Here is a 22,322-nt window from a genome sequence, read left to right on the forward strand (position 1 = left end):
TGGACTTCGACTGGGGGACTTCAATGAAGCCGCCCCCGGAGGGGCGGATAAAACTCACAGCTTGGGGGTTTCATGCCATGCGGCGGGTACTTCAATGAAGCCGCCCCCGGAGGGGCGGATAAAACACTGGCACCACTCAGGATCAGCCAGCACCGTATTACTTCAATGAAGCCGCCCCCGGAGGGGCGGATAAAACTTACGCATCATGCGAATACCCAAAATCACCAAGACACTTCAATGAAGCCGCCCCCGGAGGGGCGGATAAAACCTGCCCACGGACGGGCTCAACTGGAGACCATAATACTTCAATGAAGCCGCCCCCGGAGGGGCGGATAAAACCGGGGATCGCGCCCGGCTGTGTCGCACATGGGTAACTTCAATGAAGCCGCCCCCGGAGGGGCGGATAAAACTTGGACGACGACTAAAAGCATTGACTTTCAGCGCAACTTCAATGAAGCCGCCCCCGGAGGGGCGGATAAAACAGGTCCTGCTTTGGTTATCCTGGCCCGGGTACTGGCGACTTCAATGAAGCCGCCCCCGGAGGGGCGGATAAAACTAAGCCCACGCGTGCCGAGATGGAAGCCGCGCTTAAACTTCAATGAAGCCGCCCCCGGAGGGGCGGATAAAACGATACGCCTCCAATAGCTCCAACCACTTGGTGTAACTTCAATGAAGCCGCCCCCGGAGGGGCGGATAAAACGCCCTCGCCTTCCAGGTTCGAGCGGTAGGAGAAACAACTTCAATGAAGCCGCCCCCGGAGGGGCGGATAAAACCGCACCCAGATAAGACTTTGATCCGCTAACCATTCTAGGCATGTTTGCGCGAACCTCCACCAGTGTACCTCCAGCCGCAATCAGGATTGAGCGCCACCACATCAAACGATAAGTACGCCAGAGAGTTGCGCAACGCGCGAACCCCCCTTGGTTTTCCTGGAGCTTGGGGTTCGCGCGACCTCAGTCGCCCAGCTCAGGCGTCCGCAAGAATTGCCGGTCTCAAGAAAACGAGCGAACCAGGTCGTCACCCCCAGCGCATCACGATCAGTATCACGAAGCCCGCCGAGCCCGAGCACCAGGGCCTTTACGCTCGGGTAGTCGAGCCATTCACCCCATGTGGCGTACGTGAGCCCGCCATCGGCCCAGCCCAGAGTAGAGCCGTTGACCATCGGCAGCAAGGGCAAGGCTTCCCACCCGAGCCAGTAAGCTCCCAAAACACCCGCTTTGGGTGCGCTGTCGGCCTTCGAGCCGATGGTAGCAGCATCAATGCGAGCCGCCGCGTCGAACCCCCAGGCCACGCAACCGTCGTCCTCGTAGCGCCATGGACCGACCAGTGCCTCGCACACCTTGTCCGCAACATCGAGCGCGGACAGCCGCGCTAGCACACTCCGCGCATCGCCGACCATGTTGTATCCGCCACCCGGCCGAATCTTCAGGCTACACCCGCGCATCCCGGTTTCGGTCTGGGTACCGAGCGCTAGCGCCCAGTCTCCAGGCAGCGCCTTGAGGGTCTGCCAGGCGTCGTCGGGCATCGACGCACTCAGTTTGGTGGGGAACTGTAGCTCGGGGGATGCGAGTCGATCGGCGGGGAGAGCAGCCAAGGTCTGGATGACGTCGCCGTCGAATTCCAACTCAGGTTCGGCGCGATCCCACCGCAACCGGGCGCCGGGGAGCAGTCGCAGGGCACCGCAGGCCGCCATCCAGCCGACTGGGTTGTCCGCGCGAAGTGCAGTCAGTTTCATTGTTGTTCTTCCTTGCTTATCTGCCAGTCTGCCAGGCGGACCAGGGCCTCGAGATAGGCGAGTCCCCACCAGCCGTATTGTTGCTGGAGCCCCTCGAACTGGGCCGCCCACCCGCCGAGTTGGCGCCAGAGTACCGGATCAGGCGCCACGGGGAACGTGGGCCGGCCGTGTCCATGATGAGCGCCCACCAAGTGCCGGACCAGGAGATCACGACTGGCCTGCGTCGCGGAAACCATCTCATGCCGCCAGTCCCGCGGCAGCAGCAGCCAGGGGTCATCGCCGCGAGGGCCTTTGGCCAGGGGCGCATCCGGATCGGCCGCGAGTTTCGCCTGCCAGCGGGCGTCGAGCTTGCCTAGGTCATGTCCGGAGCCGGCACGCTCGATGGCGTCGCACAAGGCTTCCGGAAGGACCGCGGCATCGGCCATGAGCCGCGCCCGGGCGCCGACCGCACGCAGGTGGTCACGCAGGAGCACCGGCCGGACCGCGGCCTCGCTGGTGCTCTCTGTAGCGGCCAGAACGAGTGCGCCACCGGGGTAGACGAGCACCCGCCCGGGGGCGGGCATTCCTGCTCCCAGGGCGAGTGCGCGCCAATCGACGTCGTCGGAACCCGCCAGGCGCAACCGCTCGGCCGTGTCGCCATAGTCCGCGACCGGATCGGTGCACTGGGGATTCCAGCCGAAGCGGTCGCAGCCACCGACAGTGCAGTCGAGTACGAGGGTGTCGCCGGGCCTTACCGCGGACGGGTCGATCCAGTCGGCTGCGGAGCCGTCCCAGCGGAGCACTTGGTCCACCTCTAGCCAGCGGAACTCCCAGATGGGCAGTTCCAGGATCTCCTGCCGGACAGGAGGCGCGAGTTCGACGGTCTGCGCTCCGGCATCCCGCCGCCAACACAGGAACAAGACGGGATCCGGATCGACATAGCCATGCAGCCAGGGGGAAGGGTCAATGCCGTGCTTGATCGAGGTGCAGGACAGTAGGTCCAGATGGGCGGCGAGCAGGTCAGGAGAGCGCGTGACCGGCTCAGGAAGGGGAGGGTGCCGCTCCATCGCCTGGATACCGAAGTCCCGCACCTTGTGCTTCTTGATCCACTTGCGGGCCTCCTCTGCGGCCTCCCGGTACAGCGAGCGCTGAGATCGGGTGCCTCGCGTTTTCTCCCAGGCGTGGCGCTTCTTCTCCCGGTCGTCCAAGGGGCGATGCACCATCACTATGGGCGCGGTCGGGAGTTCGCCCAAACGGTTCAGCCGGCCCGCGCGCTGCCGCAGGGCCGAGAGAGGGGCCGACTCGGTGACCAGGGCGTCGAAGTCCAGGTCGGCGCCGACCTCAATGGTCTGGGTGGCCACCACGTAGAGTGGCGCACGGCCAATGCGAGAGCCTGCCGCCATCCGCGGCAGATACTCTGCCACCAGGGCGTCACGGTCGGCCGGGCGGACCCGCCCGGTCAACACGACAGCCTCTCCATCGGTATTCAGAAGCGCCCAGACGGCGCGGGCGTCGCGCACCGTATTGGCAACGACCCCAATGACATCGGCGCCCTGATCGCGCAGCCGACGCGCTTCCCTTGCCAGTGCCGGCGCCATTTCGCCGTCGGGGTCGATATCCCGTACCTCCAGGGGCTTGGGCCTGGCCAGCCGGGGCGCGAGCACCGGGTGCGACCAGTCGGCCGCGGTGAGCCCCAGGGCATTCGCACCGTCCCAGGTCGCGGACATCGCAAGGACCCGCAAGGGCAGCGGCAGGGCGTCATTGCGCAAGGTCTGCACCTGGCGCAGGGTGCGCATCAGGGGTTGGGCGATGTGTACCTCATCCAGGACCCACAGGACGTCGTTGCCCAAGAGCGCCGCGTGGACGGGCGCCACTCGGTTCGACACACCATAGCCCGAGAACAGCAACCGACTGCCGGCTTGGTCAACCGTGCTCGCGACGATCGCCGGGCGCAGGGGATCGATCCACGCATCATCGATCGTGATACCGCCGCGCATCTGCACGACCGCCGGGGTGCACGCGGACCTGCCGGCGAGCTGCTGCGCATACGCAACGGTAGAGTCCACGATCAGCCGCCGGTCGACCACGTAGCAAAGCCGGCGAGGGACACTGATGCCCGCCTCAAGGGCCCACAGCCACACCGCAATGACGCCGGTCTTGCCCGCGCCAGTCGGCGCAGTCAGCGCCTCGGGCCAGTCTCCCGCCGCGATACGGGTGGCGAGGACCTCTTGCCAGGGGAAGGGACCATAGCCGTGCCGCTCCCGGTACCAGGTCGGAAAGTCCATCACAGGCCTCCGGGGCGCAGCAGCCCCAGCCCAAAGTAACGACCACGTCCGACCAGCATCGGCCCCCGCAGAGGGTTGGCGAAGTGCAGCCGGGCATGGGTGCGGTGTCCATTCACGCGGGCCGCAAAGGCGCTCGCGCGAGGGACGCCCTGTATGGGGTAGTCCGTGACTTCGACGCCGACGGGAGCCGGATAGCCCGCACGCACGACCGAGTCGGCGATGAGCCGCTCCACCGACTGTCCGCGTTTCGGATGCCGGTCCAGAACGATCGGTGTGACGGTCGCCCAGGTCTGCGCCGCGCGCGACCAGGTCTTTGGGTCAATACCGCGGGTCGACTCACTGGCTAAGGGACGGCGCACCGGGACGGACCCGATCCGATCCACGCGTGTCAGGGGCAGCACGCAGGCAGTGCGCTCGGTGGCGCTGACATGCCGGGGAAGCACCATGCCCACCCCCAGGACAGCCCCCCGCGCCCACTGATGATCGACGTCGGGCAGGACAACCCAGGCCGCGTGGTCCGCATCCGGGGCACCGACGTCGTGCCCATGGAGCATCGCCGGCAGTGGATCAGACGCCCGGCTCATGACCGCCGCACGCAGCGCCTCGGCCAACACGGACGCCTGGCGCAGTTCACCATGGGCCGGCCGCAGAACAAACATCTCGCCCCAAGGCGATGGCTGAATGTGCCGGTCGGCGTACCCTGCTCGCGTGGCCAGCGGCGACCGGCGCCCGGCGGCATGCGCCTCCAGCAGCTCCGTGAGCCGGCCCAGACTGGGCACGCGCAGCAGTTCCTCACCCTCGGTATCCGGGACCAACTCAGTGAGGGCAGGATCTGGCGCATCAGCAAGGCTGAGCGCGACCGGAGAGTCCGAGCGACCCAAGTAGCCGACCCCGGCCAATACCGGGGCCAGCCAGGCCGCCAGGTCCGCAGGGACCGCGGGCCAGGACAGGTACACGGGGGCAGTGACCCGCACCTCTGGCCTGGCGCGTTCGACGTTCGGCCGTCCACCTGCAATGAATGCACCCGGCACGTAGTTCGTGCCGGTGTGAATGCGCTCGGCGGGAGCACACCAGATGTTTGGCGCTGACTCAAGGGCAGTGAGCGGTGCCGGGTCGATGCCTTGCTCGCAGGCGCTGGACACGAGCGCCTGGAACACCCGGTCCGGCGCCGGAGGATACTCAGGCAGATCCGGCGCTGTCGGTTCGGCTGCGCGGTAGACCCCGTGCGAGAACTCGATGCGCAGGTTGATCATCGGGATGCAGTACGTAGCGCCAGTAAACCCCTGGACGGGGTGAACATCACGGGTTCATGCAGATTCACCGTCTGAACCTGAGCACGCAGGGCCTCCTCGACCTCGGCGAGCGTCAGCGTGATCGGCGTCCTGGACCCGAGACCGATCAGTTCCACCACGAACGCGTTGACGGCAAGCTCGCATCCAGAACGCAGGTCCAGCCCGTCATTGAGGACCGCGAGTACGCCATAAAGCCCCATCAAGGCGAGCAACAGACGACCTGCCTCGGTCTCAGTACCGAAGGCGTACCGACGCAGACGGGATAGGCTCAGGGTCGCGTTAAAGGTGATGTCGCCATGCACCAGCACGCCCTTGGGGGAGAGCGACACGGTGTTGCCGTGGTTGACCTCGCTGGGCCTCACCAACTTGGGGTAGGCTTTCCCACCCTGTGGCAAGCCCCCATCCTTGGTTGGGTGCATCTCGGCCTCGGTGGCAGCGCGTAGGGTACCGTCGGACTCCTCGACCCAGGCGTATTCAGTGCCCTCCACGCCGATGGGATCGAGCCGATTACCCGCCAACGCGACCGGCTCCACCCGGGTGGCCGAAATCTCGGCAGTCATCACCCGCGCCCACTTGGTGCGTGGCCGACCGCCAGAACCCAGGCCGGTACTGTCCCAAGAGCCGAACAGGAGCGCACCCGGGTCGCAGTGCAGGAGCGCCGTTGCGTCCCCTGGGCGAGCGGCAATGACCGCTTGTCCGATATCCGTCGAACGGAACGGCACGCCGGCCAACTGACTGTCCCGCAGGACCGCGTCGAATACCCGGTGCGGCAACTGCATTGTGGAGAGGAACCCGTCGTTGCCGAAGTCCACGCGCAGCGGGTCAAGGTCCAGCCCCAGACCGACCAGGGCTTGCTCGGCCCGGTTGGCGCAGGAACCGGGGGCGTCCACAGAGCACCAGTTTGAGATGCCGTCCGGGCCGGGCTTGGTGGCGTTGTGTTTGAAGGGGCCGTCGGTGGCATAGGTCGGCGGCATGATTCGGTTGCCGCTCACCGGGGCCAGCTCGGCGGTCACGGCGATGGCTGATGCTGCATTGGAAACAGCAGCGCGAAGGATATCGATTGACATTTGGCCGACTCTCCCTTTGGTGTCGGGTTCGCAATGAGCCCGTCTCGTGCAGGACTGATGGATTAAACCACCAATCTGCCAGCTTTAGGCGGATTACGCAAACTCGGGGTCTGACAAGCCACGGAAACAGCCGATCAGCTGCCACCGGGCAGCCATCCATAACGTGGGATATTGCGTTTCGTGATCGGGGTGTGGGGGTTATTCGACTGGAACGGCCGTCAGGGCGGTGGCGGCGGATTGCCCCTGCTCATCGACGACCCGCACCCCAAACCGGCCAGGCCGCCCTGGCCAGAACACCGTATTGCCCTCGCCCACGTAGCTATCATCGACAAACCAAAAGAGTCGATGGCGGCCGCCGTCGCTGACGCCGGAAAACTCGATACGGCTGTTGCCGTCGGCACGGATCGGATAGCGCTGGCTGGCCAGCGGGGAGACGATGGTGGGCGGATGCGCCCCCCCGTCGCCGCCGGTCAAGTCCTCGCACGGCCTTTCAAACGGCGGCGGTGAGGCGCGGCGCACACCGGCCAGCCGGAACAGTTCAAGCACATCGCTATCCCAAAACTCCGCGACCTGTGGCTGGCTGTGTCCTTCATCGCCCCGGCACTGCCGCAGGCCGTTGGCTGGGTTGATGAAGACTTGCCGATGCACCGCGCAGGTCTTGATCGGCGAGACGCCGGGGATGATCCAGCCGCTCTTGCCATGCGGACACCAGGGCGAGCGCAGCGCCCCGGATAGTGGGCAGACCTCGACCGCCTTTAAGCCGGGTGGTGGCGTTGGTTTAGACCCACCCCCCGGCCGCTCCTGACTGACCGCTTCGAGGATGCCGAACAGCAAGGGCCCGGCCAAGTCCCGCCCGACCAATTGCCGATTCGGCGATCCATCGAAATTGCCCAGCCACACCCCGGCCAGCCAATCTCCCATCAATCCCAGTGCCCAGGCATCCTTCAATCCCGACGAGGTGCCGGTCTTCCAGGCGACCGGTAATTTCCCGCTGAATGAGCGCAGCCCGAAACTGCGTTGCGGCGGCGGATTCGCCTCCAGCATCTGGCGGACCAGAAAGGCCGCCTGCGGCGATAGCCGCGGTGGTGCAGCGGTCTGCGGCCCGCCCCCGACGTCCTCGATCAACCAGCGCAACCCCCGATAGTGCCCGCCATTCGCTAATAGACCATACAAGCCGATCAGGTCTTCCATGGACGCCTCAGCCCCGCCCAGCGCCAACGTCAAGCCATAGAACGCCTCCCCCTTCGTCAGCTTGAGTCCAGCTAGTCCCAGGAACTGATACAGCGTCGGCTGGCGCAATTGCGCCGACAGGGCGACGGCGGGAATATTGCGGCTGCGCACCAAGGCCCCGGTGGCGGACAAGGGGCCGAGATAATTGCCCTCGAAATTCTCCGGCCGGTACTCGCCCACGCGCAGCGGCGTATCTTTAAGCAGCGTATCGGGCGTAATCAGACCCTGGTCGATTGCCAGCGCATAAACAAAAGGCTTCAGCGTGGAGCCGGGCGAGCGCCGGGCCTTCACACCATTGACAAAACCCTGGATGCGGCGATCCAAGTAATCGGCAGAACCGACATACGCCAAGACCTCCATGCTCGGGGCATGGACCACCATCGCCGCCGCATTACCGATGCCGTGTGCCCGCTGTTGGCGGACAAAGCTGTGTAACAAACCCTCGGTGAGTGCCTGCGCCGTCGGGTCCAACGTCGACGTCAGGCTTTCCCCGCGGCGCTGACACAGGCGTTCGGCAAAATGCGGCGCCCGCAACGGTAAGTCCTCCCGGTGTCGAAACCCCAGGCGCTCAAAACCCGGATCATCGCCATAGGCAACCTGCCAGGCCGCCTGCAATGCCTGTTGACCGGCCGGAGTGAGTGGTGCCCGCAAACGGGGGTTTTGTGGAATAAGAGCCAAGGCGCGGGCCTCGTCAGCGGACAACTCGGCAACGGGCTTATGGAAATAGACCCAGGCCGCCGCCCCGGCCCCCTCAATATTCGCGCCATACGGGGCGATATTGAGATAGGCCTCCAGCAATGTTTCCTTGGAAAAATGCCGTTCCAGCCACAGGGCATAGCCGATCTGGCGCAGCTTGCCGGGCAAGGCATGGGTATTGAGCCGAAAGCGCTGACGGGCCAATTGCATGGTCAGCGTGGAACCGCCCATCCAACGGCCGCGCGCCACGAAACTGGTCCACGCGGCCCGCACCAAGGCGACGGGATTGACGCCCGGGTGGTGATAAAACCAACGGTCCTCATACTGTAGCGTTGCTTGCAGCAACGCCGGCGGCAGCGCATCCAGTGCCACCCACAGCCTGAACTTCTCATCCCCGGTCAAGCTCAGGCGCACCAACTTCCCCTCACGGTCGGTGACGGCGCAGGAGGCATTGGACCGGTTGATCAGCAGTGGCGGTGGGATTAAAGCTAATGCCGTCCAGGCTGTTGCCAGAAGTAAGAAAAGGGCGATCGTATAGCGGGCGACTCTTGCCGCCAGGTGAGAGCATTTACGGATTCTCATGCCGGCGCGTCGCCCTTGATCGTCGTCGCGGCCACTGGAGGTCGAGGCTTTAGCCGGTCCGGCGTGCAGACACCACAGACCTCTCTCGGACACGTGAGCAACCGCCACCGGCTAAAGCCTCGACCTCCAGTGGCCGGCGGACCGCCGCCGCCCGGAAGGATCATCAAGGCCGCCGCGTCGGAACTCCATTGTCCTATTCCTTTACGCGAACCGTACCCGCCACGCCCCGATGCAAGATCTCGGTATCGTACATGCCCTCGGCCATGATCGGCGGAACCGTGTAGACCCCGGAATTCAGCGGTTTCAGGCGGAATTCAAAGTAGCGCTCGCCGGCGTCAAGGTCGCCGAAGAACACCACGCGGTCTTCCTGTACATCGATATACTCCGGCTGCCATAGCGGCTTGCCTGCGATTGCCAGTGATTTGCGTGAACCCAGTCCGTCATCGCTCAAGTCGATTTCAAATCCGCCGGGTATCAGCATCACCACGGCGATATTCTTCATGGCCTTGTCCGGGTGCAGCCCGAAGCGGATATGCAGCTTATCCTGTAGCTTCAGCTCTGCGGTCGGCTCGCCTTGCTCATTCAAGACCCAGCGATCGATTGTCAGCCCCTGGTTGATGGCGACGCTCGGCGGCGCCTTGTCATAGCCGCGTTCGGTCAACTGGTAATACAGATTCCACATCCCTGAGCCGCGCACTTGTACGGGATTCATGGTGCGCTCCAACAACGCCCGCTTGACGGTCTGTCCGTGCAGCGGCAAGGGCGTCAGGGGTTGCCCGGCCACGATATCAAAGCTCGTGGCGTCGTCCTGCGCGAAGCGGTTCCACAGGGTTCCCAGGCCCAGCAAGGCCAGCGAGTCGCGGAAGGAGTTACCGCGCTGTTTGATAAGGTCTTGGGCGAGTTCGAGCAGGTAACGGCCAAATTGCGGGTCCTGCGTGTCCAGCAGTCCGGGGAAGTGTTTGTTGAGCAGGTAGAGGTACAGGCTCATGACCTGCACGTTCTCTTGCATGTTCCACGGCATCAGCCCGGTGCGCTTCCATTGCCTTTGAAATTCCCCGAAATAGCGATCGGCATCGGCGTCCAAATGATGGATCTGGTAGGCGGCGCCGAGGAAGAGGCGCACCCAATTGGCCGAGGTTCCGCCGTCTCCCCATTGCCGCGCCAATTCGGCCTCGAACGCCCTGAGCCGGTCGGCGACGTTCTGGCCGTTACGGGCCAGCAGGTACAGGGCATAGGCTTGGGCTTGGTGTTCATGCCAGGTGTAATGCCGTTGCTGGGTGTATTGGTCGGCATAGCCGACGGCCCGCTTGAACATCGCATCCGATGACTTGCGGCCGCGCTCGCGGGCCTCCAGCAACAGATGGGTGGCGTACATCGAATAAAACGGCTCGGTTGGGCTGCCGACCGACCAGATGCCAAAACTGCCGTCCTGTTTCAAACGGGTTTGCAGGGTCTGTAGCGTACGGTTGAACAGTCGATCCGCGTCCTGCGTCGACAAGCCGAGTTCGACGTTGCTGCCCAACACGATCGCCGGGAAGGCTTGGCTGACCAGTTGCTCGGTACAGCCGTAGGGGTAGTTCTTCAGGTATTCGACCATGCCGCGCAAATAGGCCACCGGGGTCATCGCCACTGAGAACTCGGCGTAGCGCTGTTCGTCGTAGACGGTGCGCTGCAGCGCGAGCCGAGCCGTCTTGCCGGCCTGCTGGTCGGTGATGTGCAACACGCCATTTTGCAGCGTGGTCATTAACGGCTGGGATGGGCGGATGCTCAGCTCCTCGCTGTAGGCGGTCGCATCTGCGGCGCCTGTGACCTGGTAGTGCACGGCCACCGGCCCCAGCTGTTCCCTTGCCCTGGCGGAGAAGCGCACCGTGCCGTCTTGGCCCGGGCCGAGTGTGAGTGTTTGCGGATTGGGTGAGCGTAGTTCCAATGCCTCGCCCGCCGTTACTGACACCGCCAGCGCTTGTTCGCCGGCCGCGCCGGAATTATTGGCGACCAACACCCCCATCTCGAATTCATCCCCCGGTGCCACCACCAAGGGCTGTTGGGGCTGGATCACATAGGGGTTGCTGGCGACGCTGCGACTGACCGGCACGGCCAGCCGGCCTGCGTTGACGGCCACGGCCAGCACGCGGATGCTGCCGTTGAAATAGTCCGGCACCGGCACCGAGACGACGTGCTCGCCCGGCGCGGCGTCCAGGATACCCGACCAGAACGCCAGCGGCGGCTTGTGCTTGCGGGCGAAGGGGTTCTTGTACTTGCCGAAGGTCTCGGCGTCCTCGTCTCCGCCGGGGCTTGAGCGCTGTTGCACCAGGGCGTAATCGGGCAGGATCAGATCGAGAATCTGGTGGGTCCTGGTCTGCAAGGCGCGTTTGCGGAAGAAAAAATCCAGTGGCGCGGGATTGCGGTAATGGGCGAATTGCAAGATGCCTTCGTCGACCGCGTAGAGCACGACCTTGGTCGCGTCCTTGACGGTATAACGCACCTCCAGATTGCTGCCGGGGCGCACGGTTTCCGGCACGTTCAAGTCAATGTCATTGACGAAGGCCTGGCGGGAAATGGCGAACGGCACCACCGCGGCGCTGAGCGGGCTCATGTAGATCTCACGCGAATCCAAGGAGCGTACGAAGGCCACCGACAGATAGCCGTTGCCGCTGACGCCGCTGGGCAGGGTGATGCGATGGGTCGAGGAGGTGCCGGCGGTCTTGAACCACTGGCTGGCAATCACGCCGTCCTGCTCGATGGTCATCAAACCGGCCCCCTCGTAGGGTGCGACGATTTGCAGTTCGATGTCCTCGCCCGGGCGATATTCCGTCTTGTTCAGGGTCAGGTTCAACTCGGCGTTACGTTCGATATCGCGTGACACATTGCCGTCCCCCGCCACCGAATAGGCCACGCGATTCAACTCCTCGCCGTGCACATCCTTGAACACGACGTAAAAGCGGCCAGGGTTGTCGGTGGGCAGCGCGAAGTCCGTCTTACCACTCGCCAACACCAGTTGTAAGGTGTCGCGCGGCTCGTCGCGTTGGACCGATTGGTAGGCGTACAACCCGTCCTCGCGCTTGACCAGGGTGGACAAATAGCGCTGCTCGAAGACCTGCGCCGTGACGGTCTCGGTGTCTCTGGGTTTGAAATCCGGCCCCACGGCCAATAGCGTCAGGCGGCGCGGGCTGTCTTTTGCGATATAGTCCAGCGGGCCGTCGGCGGACTGGCCGAGCAGGAAGACCTGCTTGGAGACCAGGGCGGAGGCGACAGCCACCACCGAACGCCCGGTGCCCTTCTCAAAGCCCTCGCCAGCGAGGGTGATTTCAAAAATCGGCTCGTCAATGGCGATCAGCGGCAGGTCGAAGCTCGCCACGCCTTGCGCGTCGGTGTTGACCTCGCCCAGTTCTTCGGGTGCCTGCGCAAGCCTGGTTTGCAGGCCGCCCCGGAAGCGGTAGTCGGGAAATCCCGGTACCTGCCCCGACCAGGGCCGCACGGTCATTTCCAGCTTGGCCGGGTTGCCCGCCGCCGCGGTGCCGAACAGATTGCGCACGGTGACCTGTGCCTTGGCCCCGTCAGGCGTGATCCAGCCCGTGCCGGGTGCTCCCAGGATCTCGGTCTTGACCTGCAAACGATCCGGCTGGAATTCTTCGACCCTCAGCAGGGTGTGGCCCAGGGGCTTCGGCTCGGTTTCCTGCTGGGCGTGCTTCGCCGGGTCGGCAAGCAACAACTCGACGCGATAGGTCCCGGTCTTGCCGGCGGCGGGACTGGTCCAGGTCAGTTCCTCAAAACCGGCCTCGCCGAAGGCGATCGTCTGCCGCCAGAGCTCTTGGTCTTGCGGGTCGGTGATGACGGCTTGGAGGGGCAGTCCGGCAGGCAGCGCGGACCAGTCGCGCTTGCGCAGGATCAGGCCGATATGGGCGGTGTCGCCGGGCCGATAGATACCGCGATCCGAAAACAGGAAGGCGTGCAGTGAGTCTGGTGCGTCGCGCAGCCCGTCGATGTCAAAACGCGACACATCCAGCAACCGCTTGTCCCGTGCATAGGGTAGAAACGACAGGTCTCCGTCCTTTTCGGCCAGATAAACCGAGGGTGTCTTTTCATTCTTCAGGCCGGCGACCGAGGGGAAGACGGCCCGACCTTGTGTATCGGTCTTGGCGGAGGCCAGCGGGATGCCGTTCATACCCAGCAAGGAGACTTGCGCCCCGGCGACCGGCTGGCCGCTGCGCAACGACATCACGAAGAGGTCTTGATGGCCGTCGGCGGCCGTTTTCACCAGCAAACCCAGATCGGTCAGCAATACCAGGCGCTGGTCTTTGATACCGGCCGAGTCTGCCTGGTCACTGCCATCCCCGGCGTCGGCCGCTTCATCCGGCGCGGTCGCTGCTGCGCAGTCCGTTTGGGCTGCCTGTCCTGTTTCTTCGGTGACCTCGGGATTGTCCTGCGCGTCGGCCTCCGGGGCGACGCAAGGCTCGGCCGCGGTTTCCGGCTGCTTCTTTTGCTCCGCCACCGACAACAGGAACAACCCGCGCGGCGGATAGCCTTCCTTCTTCGCGAAGCGGGCGAAATCGACGGCGAAATACTGTCGCTGCATTTCGTTGCCGGCCGGCAGCGCCTCCTCGTAGGTGAACGTCTCGGCGAAATGCCCGATCGGCAGTTTGAATGACGGTCGTTGGAAGTCGCCCCGGGTAAACTGGGCCAGGTGATGCATATTGTGCGGCAGCACCCGTTGCAGCACGACCTGTACCCGATCCACGCCGCGCACCGCCACGCCCAGCTTCTTGGAACCGCTCAGGCTGAGTAAGGCGCCGTCGTGGAGAATCTTCAACTCTCTTTGGTTGTCTCCCAGGCTGAACAGAAAACGGGCGTCTTGCGCCAGTGTGAAGCCGTCCGTGCTCGCGATGCCATGGTTGACCTTGACGAACACCTGGCGTTTTTCCGGTGCCTGAAAAACCAGGTAATGCAGCCTCTTGTCCTCTTGGTTGGGATCGCGCCAACTCAAGGGGACCGCAGTGGACAGCGCGAGCGTGTCCTCATCCACCTGCTCGGGGCTTTCCCATTCGCCGATGCCCTTGTCGTCGCACAGCGGCGGACGGGCAAGGTTTTCTTCATGGCAATCGGGCAATAACCAAGCCTCCACGGCCTTGGGCAAGGCGTGCGGGTCTTGCAATGGCGAGGTGGTTTGCAGGATCAACAGCCGATCGATGTCACCGTCGTTCTTGATGAGGCTCTGGGTATCGGCGGCGCTGAATCTCAGGAAATCTTGGGCGCTGGGGATGGCCAGGTAGTTGCTGAACGCACTGCCCGAAGGGTTGCCTCCCACGCTGGAAATCAATCCCGGCCCCACACCGATAGACACCTCCCCGGGTTCATCCGGGATGGTGATGGGAGCGGTTTTCAAATAGGCGAGCCTGGGATTTTTCTCGTCATAGGACAACTCGAACGGCAGCGAGCGCACGCGGGGATCGTTGAAAGACTTGGCCGGTTCCACGCGCAGCCGCACCGCGGTGTTGGCCGCGAGGCGGTCTTTCTGCGGGGGATAGCTGAACGTCAAGGTGGCAGTGACGCGCTTGATCTTGGGATCGGCGGGATCGCTGTATAACTGAAGGTTGGTCACAGACCCGGACATCGGCGGGGTTTGTACTGTCGCGATGACCTCGGCTTGCGCGAAGACCAGTCCCGGGAAGGCGGCCGCCGCGACGGCAATCTGGTAATCGGTGCCGGGCTTCAAGGCGGTGGGATCGGTGGGTGTGAAAATCAGATCCGGGCCCGCCGCCGTATCGCCGTAAACCCAGCGGCCGGCGATGGCGGGGGTGATCGTCACACCGTTCTTCGCCTCTGCGCCCGCCGCTGTCTTCTTCGCCGATTCCTTCAGATCACGGCCGTCCAAGCGGGCTTGCAGTGTGCCGTCGTGCAATTGCACCCGCAGCCCGGTCACAGTGGGCGGTTTCGCCGGCTGGTCCTCGATCGTATTCCAGGCGCTGCGCAGCACGGGAAGCCGACAGTCGGCGCCGGTTGCCAGCGTGGCCGCCGCGCCCGCCGTCCAGGTGCCGTTCTTGTCCCGATCCAGCAGCCGCACCAGGCCGGGGGTGACCTGGAAGCTCAGGGTCATATCCTGGGCTGGGCGCAGCAAGGCGGTGGAATGGATGATGAGGTGGGAACCAAACCCGCTGGCCAGGTCGGGCAAGGGGTTGTCGCCGAGTGTGCCGGTGACGGCGGGCCGGTCGACTGGATAGTTGAAATCGACCACGGCCTCGAACTGCCGGCGCATCGGCGCCTGCAAAATATCCTGCCAGCGGCATTGCCGGCGGACAATCTTCAACGCCGGGGTTTCGTAGCTCAGGGCTGAGCGCTCGGGGCGATACCCCTCGCGTAGCGCCAGGGCCTGCAACGAAACGGTCAATCGCGTCCCCGGCCGGAAGGTTGTCTCTTTGGGGGTGAAGACCAGGCGCGAGGGGTCCTGCCAGGTCCATTGGCCCGCCGCCGGGGGCGATAACTGCGGGAGATGGCCGGGTGGCTTGCCCAGTTCATCCAGCGGTGCGACTTCCTGGTCAAAATTCAGCACCAGCACCGGCGTCCAGGCGCCCTGGTTGAGCAGATAAACCGACGGCGCAACGACGGTTTGTTGACCCCGGCAAGCGGCGAGCATGACCAGGAACACCAAGAGAAGAACACGCCGGAAGTGACTCATGACACCGCTTCCTCACCCGCACGATGGACGCTGAGGAACAGTTTACCAGGGCGGCGCCGACAGGACCGGTCGGCGGCCCTGGGACCGGCTATAGAAAATGACTGATGGCCGAAATGTTCTCGATCTCCTGTTCCACCTGGCGCCGGATCTGCCCTTCTAATCCCTCCCGGGCGCTGTCGGCCTGTGCCTTCACCTTCTCTGCCACCTGCGCTTTGATGTCGTCGCGCAGGCTGGCGATCTTCCCGTCGGTGAGTGCGCGGGCGATGAGCCAGCGGGGGGTGCCGTCCCAGGCCTCCGCCAGGCGCTTGGCCTCGTCCATGCCGTAACGGGCGATCAGTAACCCGGCGACCACGCCGATCAGTGCGCCGATCAGCAGGCCCATGTGACCGGCCATGATGAGCGCGGTGCCGGCCCCGCCGCTCAAGACCGCCGTGAGCACCGTGATGATGGTGGCGGACAGGGCAAAGACGACACCCTCGATCTCGGCATAGATGTTGGGGTCGGCCATGCTTAAGCTCGTGCCCGTCGTCACTGGCTGGCCCTCGTGGGTGAGTCCCCGGTCGAAGGTGAGCCGATGGCGGCGGTACCAGTCGCGCATCAGCTCAGTGGTGTCGACGGCCACCCCGGCGAGTACCTTGGCGATCTGGGTCGTGACGATCGACTCGATCTGGGGTTTGAAGGTGCCGGCCTGCGCCACGATCTGTTCCTTGAGCGCCGCCACCGAGCCGCCCTCGCGGCGAAAACGGTGCAGGATGGGCGCGATCCCCTCGTCGAAGAGCCCCACCGCCACCCGCTCGGCGATCCGCTCGGCTACCTCGTCGAGGCGCCGTTTCAGCAACGGGTCGATGCGCTCGGTGATGAAGCCCGGCAGTTCCGTGCGCAGCCCGGTTTGGGTCTCTGCGAGCCGGACCTGGAGTGCCGGGAGTATGGCGAGCCCTTGGGAGACGGTGACATAGGGTCGGTCGCTGTGTACGAGTCGCGGGGCCTGGGTGAAGTGCGCCAGTTCCTCTTCGATGATGGCGGCGACGAAGGGCCAGGCGCTGCTGCCGCCGGTCAGGATGACGCAGGCCGGCTCGTGCAGCCGTACCCGTTCGTGCGCCAGTCCCTGGCGCAGCGTCTGGCGAAACCAGTCGAGCAGGTCGACCCCTTGGCCAGCGGTCTGCAGGTGCCCATAGGCGGCGGGGTTCATCGCCTGGAGATAGTCGGCGAAGGTCCGCGACGGCCGGTAGTGGCGCGCTCGTGCCATGAACGCCTCCCAGGTCAGATCGCTGATGCGTCCGAACTCACCGATGGACTTGCGGAAGACCTGGGCCTGGTCCAGCGCCATGGCGAGCGAGAATTTTTCCTTCGCCTCGCGGCAGCGCACCGCCAGCACGAAGAATTCCGCCCGCTCGCGCTGCATAGCGGCCACGGCATCCGGGTTCTGCTCAATGAACCATTGGTAGAACAGGTCATCGAACAGGCGCCCGCCCAGGTGCATGTCGCCCCAGGAGTGCATGACCTCACCCCGCACCAAGAGCGCGAAATCGCAGGTGCCGCCGCCGAAGTCGACGACAAGTGCCCCTTTGAGCGCTTCGGCCGGTGTGATGTCCTTGCGTTGGAGGTGAAAATAAATCGCCCCCTTGGGCTCGTCGATCGTGCGCACCTCACCGAAGCCCGCGTCCCGGGCGGCCGTGCACAGGACCGCCCGGTATTCCTCTGACGCCTCACTCGGTGCGCCGAAGATCACCTGGCGCTGCAAGGGGTCGATATCCTTGTGCTGGCGCCGCGCAACCTCCAGCAGGCCGGCCAGAAAGTCGCGGGTGTTGCGGCGCGCCTCCTCGCTGGTGGCAAGATCCGGCTTGAACTGGGCGCGGATGCAATAGTCCGGATGGTCGGCGGCCCCGTCACCGAACTCCTCCAGTGCCTGGTAGCCGATCAGTGGCGCCTTGCCGTCGCGGTAGAGGATGGCGGTGGCCAGCCCGTCGCGGCCGTCGCCGAAGTCCACCCCGACCGGTTCCTCGCGGTCCCCCGCGCACTTGGTCACATAGGTGTTGGAGGTGCCGAAATCGATCGCCAACGTCGGTCGGACCAGTGGCGTTGCGATCCGCAGTGCGTTAGGAACGTTGTTTTCGTACAAGGCCCTTCTCCAATACGGTGTGGTTCTGGATCACCGGCTCGTCCTCGATGATGACGGTGTCGCCCTCCTCGATCAGGCCGAAGGGGCGATAGTGCTCGGCCAGCTCCGGACCCCAGCGTAGCCGGCGACGTTCGGCGCGCTCCTCGGCCGTGAAGCGGGCCGGGTCGCTCAGTCCCGACAACCCCAGGCGGCGGGCCTCCAGCAACAAGGCCTCGGCGGCGGTCGGCAGCGCCGGCAAGTCGGCCCGATGCAGGTCGTGGATGGCGCGGGCGAGATCCGGGTCCAGCACCGGGCTGCGCGGCGGCGCCACCGGCGCGCTGGCCAGGCTGCACAGCAGCAGTGCCGAGCAATCGACCCACTGCCGGATCAGGTCCCGGATCGACTCCCGGTAGGCACCGCGGTCGTATTGGCTGCTGCCCCGGGTGAAGGCCAGCAGGGCGACTACCCCCGGGTAGAGCATGATGCGCCGCAGCAGCCCGAAGCCCGCCAGCCGGCCCCAGAGACCAACGGCCCCCAGGGTGGCGACGCGCGCGAGATCCAGGGTGCCGGCCAGGCCCAGCAGCGTTGTCAGGGCGACCCGCAGTGCCTTGCTCTCTGCCAGCCGGCCGACGGCATACATCGCCCCCGCGGCACCGGCCGGCGCGCCGATCAGCATCCCGACGGCGCGGAGATCCAGGCTGAGGTTGAACAAGGTCCCGAAGACCAGCATCCCTAACAGGCTCCCGCCGCCCGCGGCGATGGCGAGGCGTTGCGCGGAGAGCGAACGCTCCGTGGTCGGGGGGCCGGGCAACACCCAGGTGGGGCTAAGACCATACCAGCGGCTGCGCAGCGCCTCGCGGGCGCCAGCCTCCAAGGGCGGGGAGGGCAGCTGATCGAATACCGTCTCCGCGGTGAGCGCGGTGAACACCGCATCCCGCGCGGCGGCGACGGCCCGCCCGAGTTGCGCCTGGTCGGCCGGTTCGCTGTCGCCCAGGGTTGCAAAAAAACGTTCGACACCAAGACCTGTGACCTGCTCGCGCAGCCCTCGGTTGGCCGCCATCCATCCGCGGATGGCCTCTTCGATGATGACTGACACGGGATTTACCCCCTATTGCTGACAACCGTCATTCCGGCCCCGAGTTTAGGCCATGGATAACCCCTAGGTTGGGGGCTTGCCGCGAAGAAATCTGGAGTCCAAAGCGGAAGCCTTGGATGGACAGGACCAAGGCTGCCTTGGATTCCCGCCGCGGGGTGGCCGGAACGACGATCAAGGCCCACCGCGTCGTCCGGATGGCGCGGTCATGGTGAGGGCCACCAAGGCGACTTGCTATCGCCTTGATGGCCTGACCGCCATCGCGTGAGCGAGTAACCCCGAGTAGTGGTTCGGAGTCTACATCCGCAGTCTGCTGGGCCATGCCCCAGGGCTGGCGGTTTCACTGTCCGCGAGCCGGCGGCGGCGCCTCAGCATGCGGGTTCACCATCGTCTACCGTCCCTATTGCTTGGACGCCCAGTATTGTTGGCGTTGTTCCGGGGTCAGGCTCCAGATAAACCACGGAGACGCGAACTGCACCTTCTCGCTCGTCGCGGAAGGGGCGGTGGCGGTTGGGGCGGGAACGCTCGGCGGGGTTGTCGCTGGAGCAACCACTGCCACGGTTGCCATCGCTGGCACCGCTGGCACCGCTACCACCGCGGGAGCCGCTTTCACCGTGGGTGCCGTCGCTGCGACGGGCGGGTTGATCATCGCCCCCAGGTCGTTCCACCACCCTTGCATTTTCGCCGTGTATTGTTGGCGTTGGTCCGGGGTCAGGCCCCATTTCGTCCACAGCTCTTCCGCCTTCAGTTGGATTTCCTCCCAGTATTGTTGGCGTTGCTCCGGCCGCCAGTTCGCCTGCAACCACTGCTGCATTTGCTCCGTGTATTGCTGGCGTTGCTCTGGGGTCAGGCCCAACCGTGTCCACAGATCGCTCACCTTCTGTTGCACTTGCTCCTTCGTCCACTGAGGAGAGGTGGCCGCTGGGGCATCCGCTGCCATCGCGGGCGCGCCGGCGAGCAATAGCCCAAGTGACAGGGCGGAGGCCGTTAGCGTTAGGCGTTTGGTCGTTGAATACATCGTCATTACCTCTGAGGTACGGTGTTTCGGGAGACGCAGCATGGCACTCTGAGGCCCGCGTATCCGTTCGCCGCCGCACGTAAAGCCAAGCCATTACCAGCAAGGCCAGCAGAAGAGGTTTGCCAGGGGGACGCAGACGTACAGGGGATCATTCCCCGTGGGAGCGGCTTCAGCCGCGACGAGTCCACGGTCGCTTGCGAGGTCGCGTCGCGGCTGAAGCCGCTCCCACCGGGTCCCGGTCTGACTATTACGGTAAGGCCCCGATCTCTCGAGCGGTGTCACGCCTGTGTCGGGCGCTCCGCGCCCCAAGTCGCCGGCGACAGGGAGCAGAACCCATTTGCTTCAGGGGCGTCAGGGTCCATTGGGACCTCGGCCTCGGCTGCCGCGGGGACCGGCGGTGGGGCCAGCAAGCCTGCGCCGGTGCTGGCCCCGGGACCGGTCAAGAGCAGGTAGCGCGGGTCCGGCTCCTCATACCAATCACCATAGGCGATGGGGAACAGCCCACGGGCGGCCAGACCCAGCACCTCCAGATACCAACCCGCATAGGCCCAGTCCGTCCCGCGTCCACGGTGGGCAAGCTCCGGGAAGCGGGCTAGGAACAGGTCTGCTAGTCCCCTGGGTCCTTTGCCCTGCGCATCCCGCCAGTCGAACGGGCGTGGCCCATTGCCAGTGGTGTGATGGGCCGCCTGCTCGAACTCCCGCAGCAAAGCGCCGTTGGTCGCCAGAAAGTTATCGCTCGGGGCGACTGCAACCCGCCAGCAACAACCCGATGGGGCCAGCCCCGGGGCGATCCGCAGGCGCTGGTAGCCGCGGCGATGCAGCAGATGCACCATCTCCAGGATATCCAGGCAGGTCTGGACCTCCGGCGGGGGCAGCGTGACGGCACGCATCACGCTGGTCGGTGCGGCGCGATGGCCCTGTTGGGCCAGTTGGCCAACGCCGTGCAGACACTCCGCCAGCACGTCCAGGCGCCGGACCCAGGCCATGGGTAGGGCGTCCACGCCCTTCCAGGCGCCCCAGATCTGACCGGCAATCGAGCCAGTGGAGTCGCTGTCACCATCGTGATTGGTAGCACGCTGGATCGCGTCCTCAAAGCTGTCGGCGGTGAGTACGGCATAGGTGGCTACCGCCAGGGCCTCCTCGCCCACCCAACCCTGGCCGATCTCGGCGAGCGCTCGGGTGGGGTCCGAACGCAGCCGTTTGGCCCGGGTTTGGGCACGCGTCACAACGGCAAGGAGCTCGGCGTTCACTTGGTGCTTGCTCAGCGCCTGCGCCGTGACCGCCTTGGCCTGCTCCAGCGCGTGTGAAAAACTGTGCCCTTCGAACAAGGCGCCGATCAGGACCGCCAGCATTCCGGCGCTAGCCCAACCGTCCGGATGGCCATGGGTCAGGGCGCCCGCCCGTGCGCCTAGGTGGAAGGTCGTGTATGGGGCCGACCTCCGGAACCAGCCAAGCGGGGCGACCCGCATAACGGCCCCGCAGCCCTTGGACTGGTTGATAGGACGGACTGGACTTCCCCACGCACCGTTCTGCAACGCGGAAAGACAGGTATTGCCGGGGGCCCGGCGATGACGCAGGGCGGTACGCTTGGCGAGGGTCCCCTGCACCAAGTAACCGGGCCGCTGAGCACCCTGGGTCTGGAGCCAATCGGCATAGGCATGGCGTAGGTTGTCGACCAGTTGCTCGTCCGACCCATTGCGGGAGGTGCGAGTCATGGCCTCCAGGGTGAAGAGGGTCATCTGCGTGTCGTCACTGACACGCAGGTACCCGTCCTGGTAGGCCGGGGTCCGCAGACCAGCGGCGCCGAAGCGCTGGCGAATCGTCTTCAGGCTATCGAACTCCACCGCATAGCCGAAACCGTCGCCGAGCGCCCCGCCCAGCAGGCAGCCCAGAGCGCGATCGACAAGAGCCTCGTCCAGAACGGGCACGGTTGTAGCCAGGACATGAGCCTTCTGCGCGGCGGTCTCGATGGTCCCGGGCCGTGCGGTGCGCACAGCCGCGATGGCCTCGGTCGGTGGCATGCCCAACTCAACCAATAGACGGGCGGCGACGGTGCCAGTGCGGCCCAGACCGCCGCGGCAGTGGAGTAGTACCTTTCCCCCTCCGCGCAGCAGGCGGCGCAGGCGCAGACCGTAAAGGACCCAGCGGTTCTCGAAGCGTTGCCCGGGTGGCTGCACATCCCGGACCGGCAGGTGATACCAGTCGAGCCCGAGGACCTCCACGGCCTCACCGATGTGAGGCACCTCTACCCGCTGGAGCTCCTCCGGCTCCATCAGGGTCACGACGGCCGTCGCCCCCCAGTCGGCGATGACCTTGAGATCTTTCGCCAGGTCGCGGAACCAGTGTCCGGTGTGCGAATCCGCCTGTTTCTTGCCGGGACAGAAGGTCATACCGATCACTCCGCCGCCGGGGGTCGCGACGGCGTCGATCCGCAGGGGATGGGTCTCACTGGTGAGATGTGTCACGGGTCGGCTCTCCTGCCGGCGGTTGTTTCGCTTATGGGTAGCGTAACTGACAGCTTTCACTGTCAGAGAGTGAGCGGCTGCCCGGTGAAGTCCTTGAGGGCCTTGCCCTGGC

10 protein-coding genes and 1 CRISPR repeat array are annotated in these 22,322 nt (G+C 65.2%); all 10 genes read right to left on the reverse strand.

The features are described 5' to 3' along the window. Positions 1-17: 17 nt before the first annotated feature. A CRISPR array of direct repeats spans positions 18-773; the repeat unit is 37 nt; unit sequence ACTTCAATGAAGCCGCCCCCGGAGGGGCGGATAAAAC. A gap of 101 nt (positions 774-874) precedes the next feature. Further along, positions 875-1,735, reverse strand: coding sequence for a hypothetical protein (locus QZY44_RS05815; RefSeq protein WP_295443539.1), 861 nt, complete (start codon positions 1,733-1,735; stop codon positions 875-877). Further along, positions 1,732-3,999, reverse strand: a complete 2,268-nt coding sequence (cas3u, locus tag QZY44_RS05820; RefSeq protein WP_295443542.1) for a type I-U CRISPR-associated helicase/endonuclease Cas3 — start codon at positions 3,997-3,999, stop codon at positions 1,732-1,734. Before cas3u ends, QZY44_RS05815 begins: the two co-directional genes overlap by 4 nt. Continuing rightward, on the reverse strand, positions 3,999-5,252 hold the full coding sequence (csb2, locus tag QZY44_RS05825; RefSeq protein WP_295443545.1) for a type I-U CRISPR-associated protein Csb2: 1,254 nt from the start codon (positions 5,250-5,252) through the stop codon (positions 3,999-4,001). Before csb2 ends, cas3u begins: the two co-directional genes overlap by 1 nt. Then, positions 5,249-6,358 carry a type I-U CRISPR-associated RAMP protein Csb1/Cas7u gene (gene cas7u, locus QZY44_RS05830; RefSeq protein ID WP_295443548.1) on the reverse strand — a complete coding sequence of 370 codons (1,110 nt, stop codon included), beginning with the start codon at positions 6,356-6,358 and terminating at the stop codon, positions 5,249-5,251. The genes csb2 and cas7u overlap by 4 nt, the downstream gene beginning before the upstream one ends. Before the next feature lie 198 nt (positions 6,359-6,556). Continuing rightward, on the reverse strand, positions 6,557-8,866 hold the full coding sequence (gene pbpC, locus QZY44_RS05835; protein WP_295443551.1) for a penicillin-binding protein 1C: 2,310 nt from the start codon (positions 8,864-8,866) through the stop codon (positions 6,557-6,559). Positions 8,867-9,059: 193 nt separating this feature from the next. Beyond that, complete coding sequence (locus QZY44_RS05840; RefSeq protein WP_295443555.1) at positions 9,060-15,536, reverse strand: MG2 domain-containing protein; 6,477 nt, start codon at positions 15,534-15,536, stop codon at positions 9,060-9,062. 88 nt (positions 15,537-15,624) lie between these two features. Then, entirely contained in the window at positions 15,625-17,655 is a 2,031-nt protein-coding gene (locus tag QZY44_RS05845; protein WP_295443558.1) for an Hsp70 family protein, read from the reverse strand. Then, positions 17,633-18,730 carry a hypothetical protein gene (locus QZY44_RS05850; RefSeq protein WP_295443561.1) on the reverse strand — a complete coding sequence of 366 codons (1,098 nt, stop codon included), beginning with the start codon at positions 18,728-18,730 and terminating at the stop codon, positions 17,633-17,635. The genes QZY44_RS05845 and QZY44_RS05850 overlap by 23 nt, the downstream gene beginning before the upstream one ends. 397 nt (positions 18,731-19,127) lie before the next feature. Further along, on the reverse strand, positions 19,128-19,667 hold the full coding sequence (locus QZY44_RS05855; RefSeq protein ID WP_295443563.1) for a hypothetical protein: 540 nt from the start codon (positions 19,665-19,667) through the stop codon (positions 19,128-19,130). Between the two features lie 356 nt (positions 19,668-20,023). Continuing rightward, positions 20,024-22,210 carry an ADP-ribosylglycohydrolase family protein gene (locus QZY44_RS05860; RefSeq protein WP_295443566.1) on the reverse strand — a complete coding sequence of 729 codons (2,187 nt, stop codon included), beginning with the start codon at positions 22,208-22,210 and terminating at the stop codon, positions 20,024-20,026. Positions 22,211-22,322 lie beyond the last annotated feature (112 nt).

The organism is uncultured Thiodictyon sp. (assembly GCA_903837595.1).
Classification (GTDB): domain Bacteria; phylum Pseudomonadota; class Gammaproteobacteria; order Chromatiales; family Chromatiaceae; genus Thiodictyon.

Coding starts and splice junctions, on each gene's coding strand:
- QZY44_RS05815 (WP_295443539.1), bottom strand. CDS start 1,735: ATGAAACTGACTGCACTTCGCGCGGACAACCCAGTCGGCTGGATGGCG.
- cas3u (WP_295443542.1), bottom strand. CDS start 3,999: ATGGACTTTCCGACCTGGTACCGGGAGCGGCACGGCTATGGTCCCTTC.
- csb2 (WP_295443545.1), bottom strand. CDS start 5,252: ATGATCAACCTGCGCATCGAGTTCTCGCACGGGGTCTACCGCGCAGCC.
- cas7u (WP_295443548.1), bottom strand. CDS start 6,358: ATGTCAATCGATATCCTTCGCGCTGCTGTTTCCAATGCAGCATCAGCC.
- pbpC (WP_295443551.1), bottom strand. CDS start 8,866: ATGAGAATCCGTAAATGCTCTCACCTGGCGGCAAGAGTCGCCCGCTAT.
- QZY44_RS05840 (WP_295443555.1), bottom strand. CDS start 15,536: ATGAGTCACTTCCGGCGTGTTCTTCTCTTGGTGTTCCTGGTCATGCTC.
- QZY44_RS05855 (WP_295443563.1), bottom strand. CDS start 19,667: ATGGCAGCGGATGCCCCAGCGGCCACCTCTCCTCAGTGGACGAAGGAG.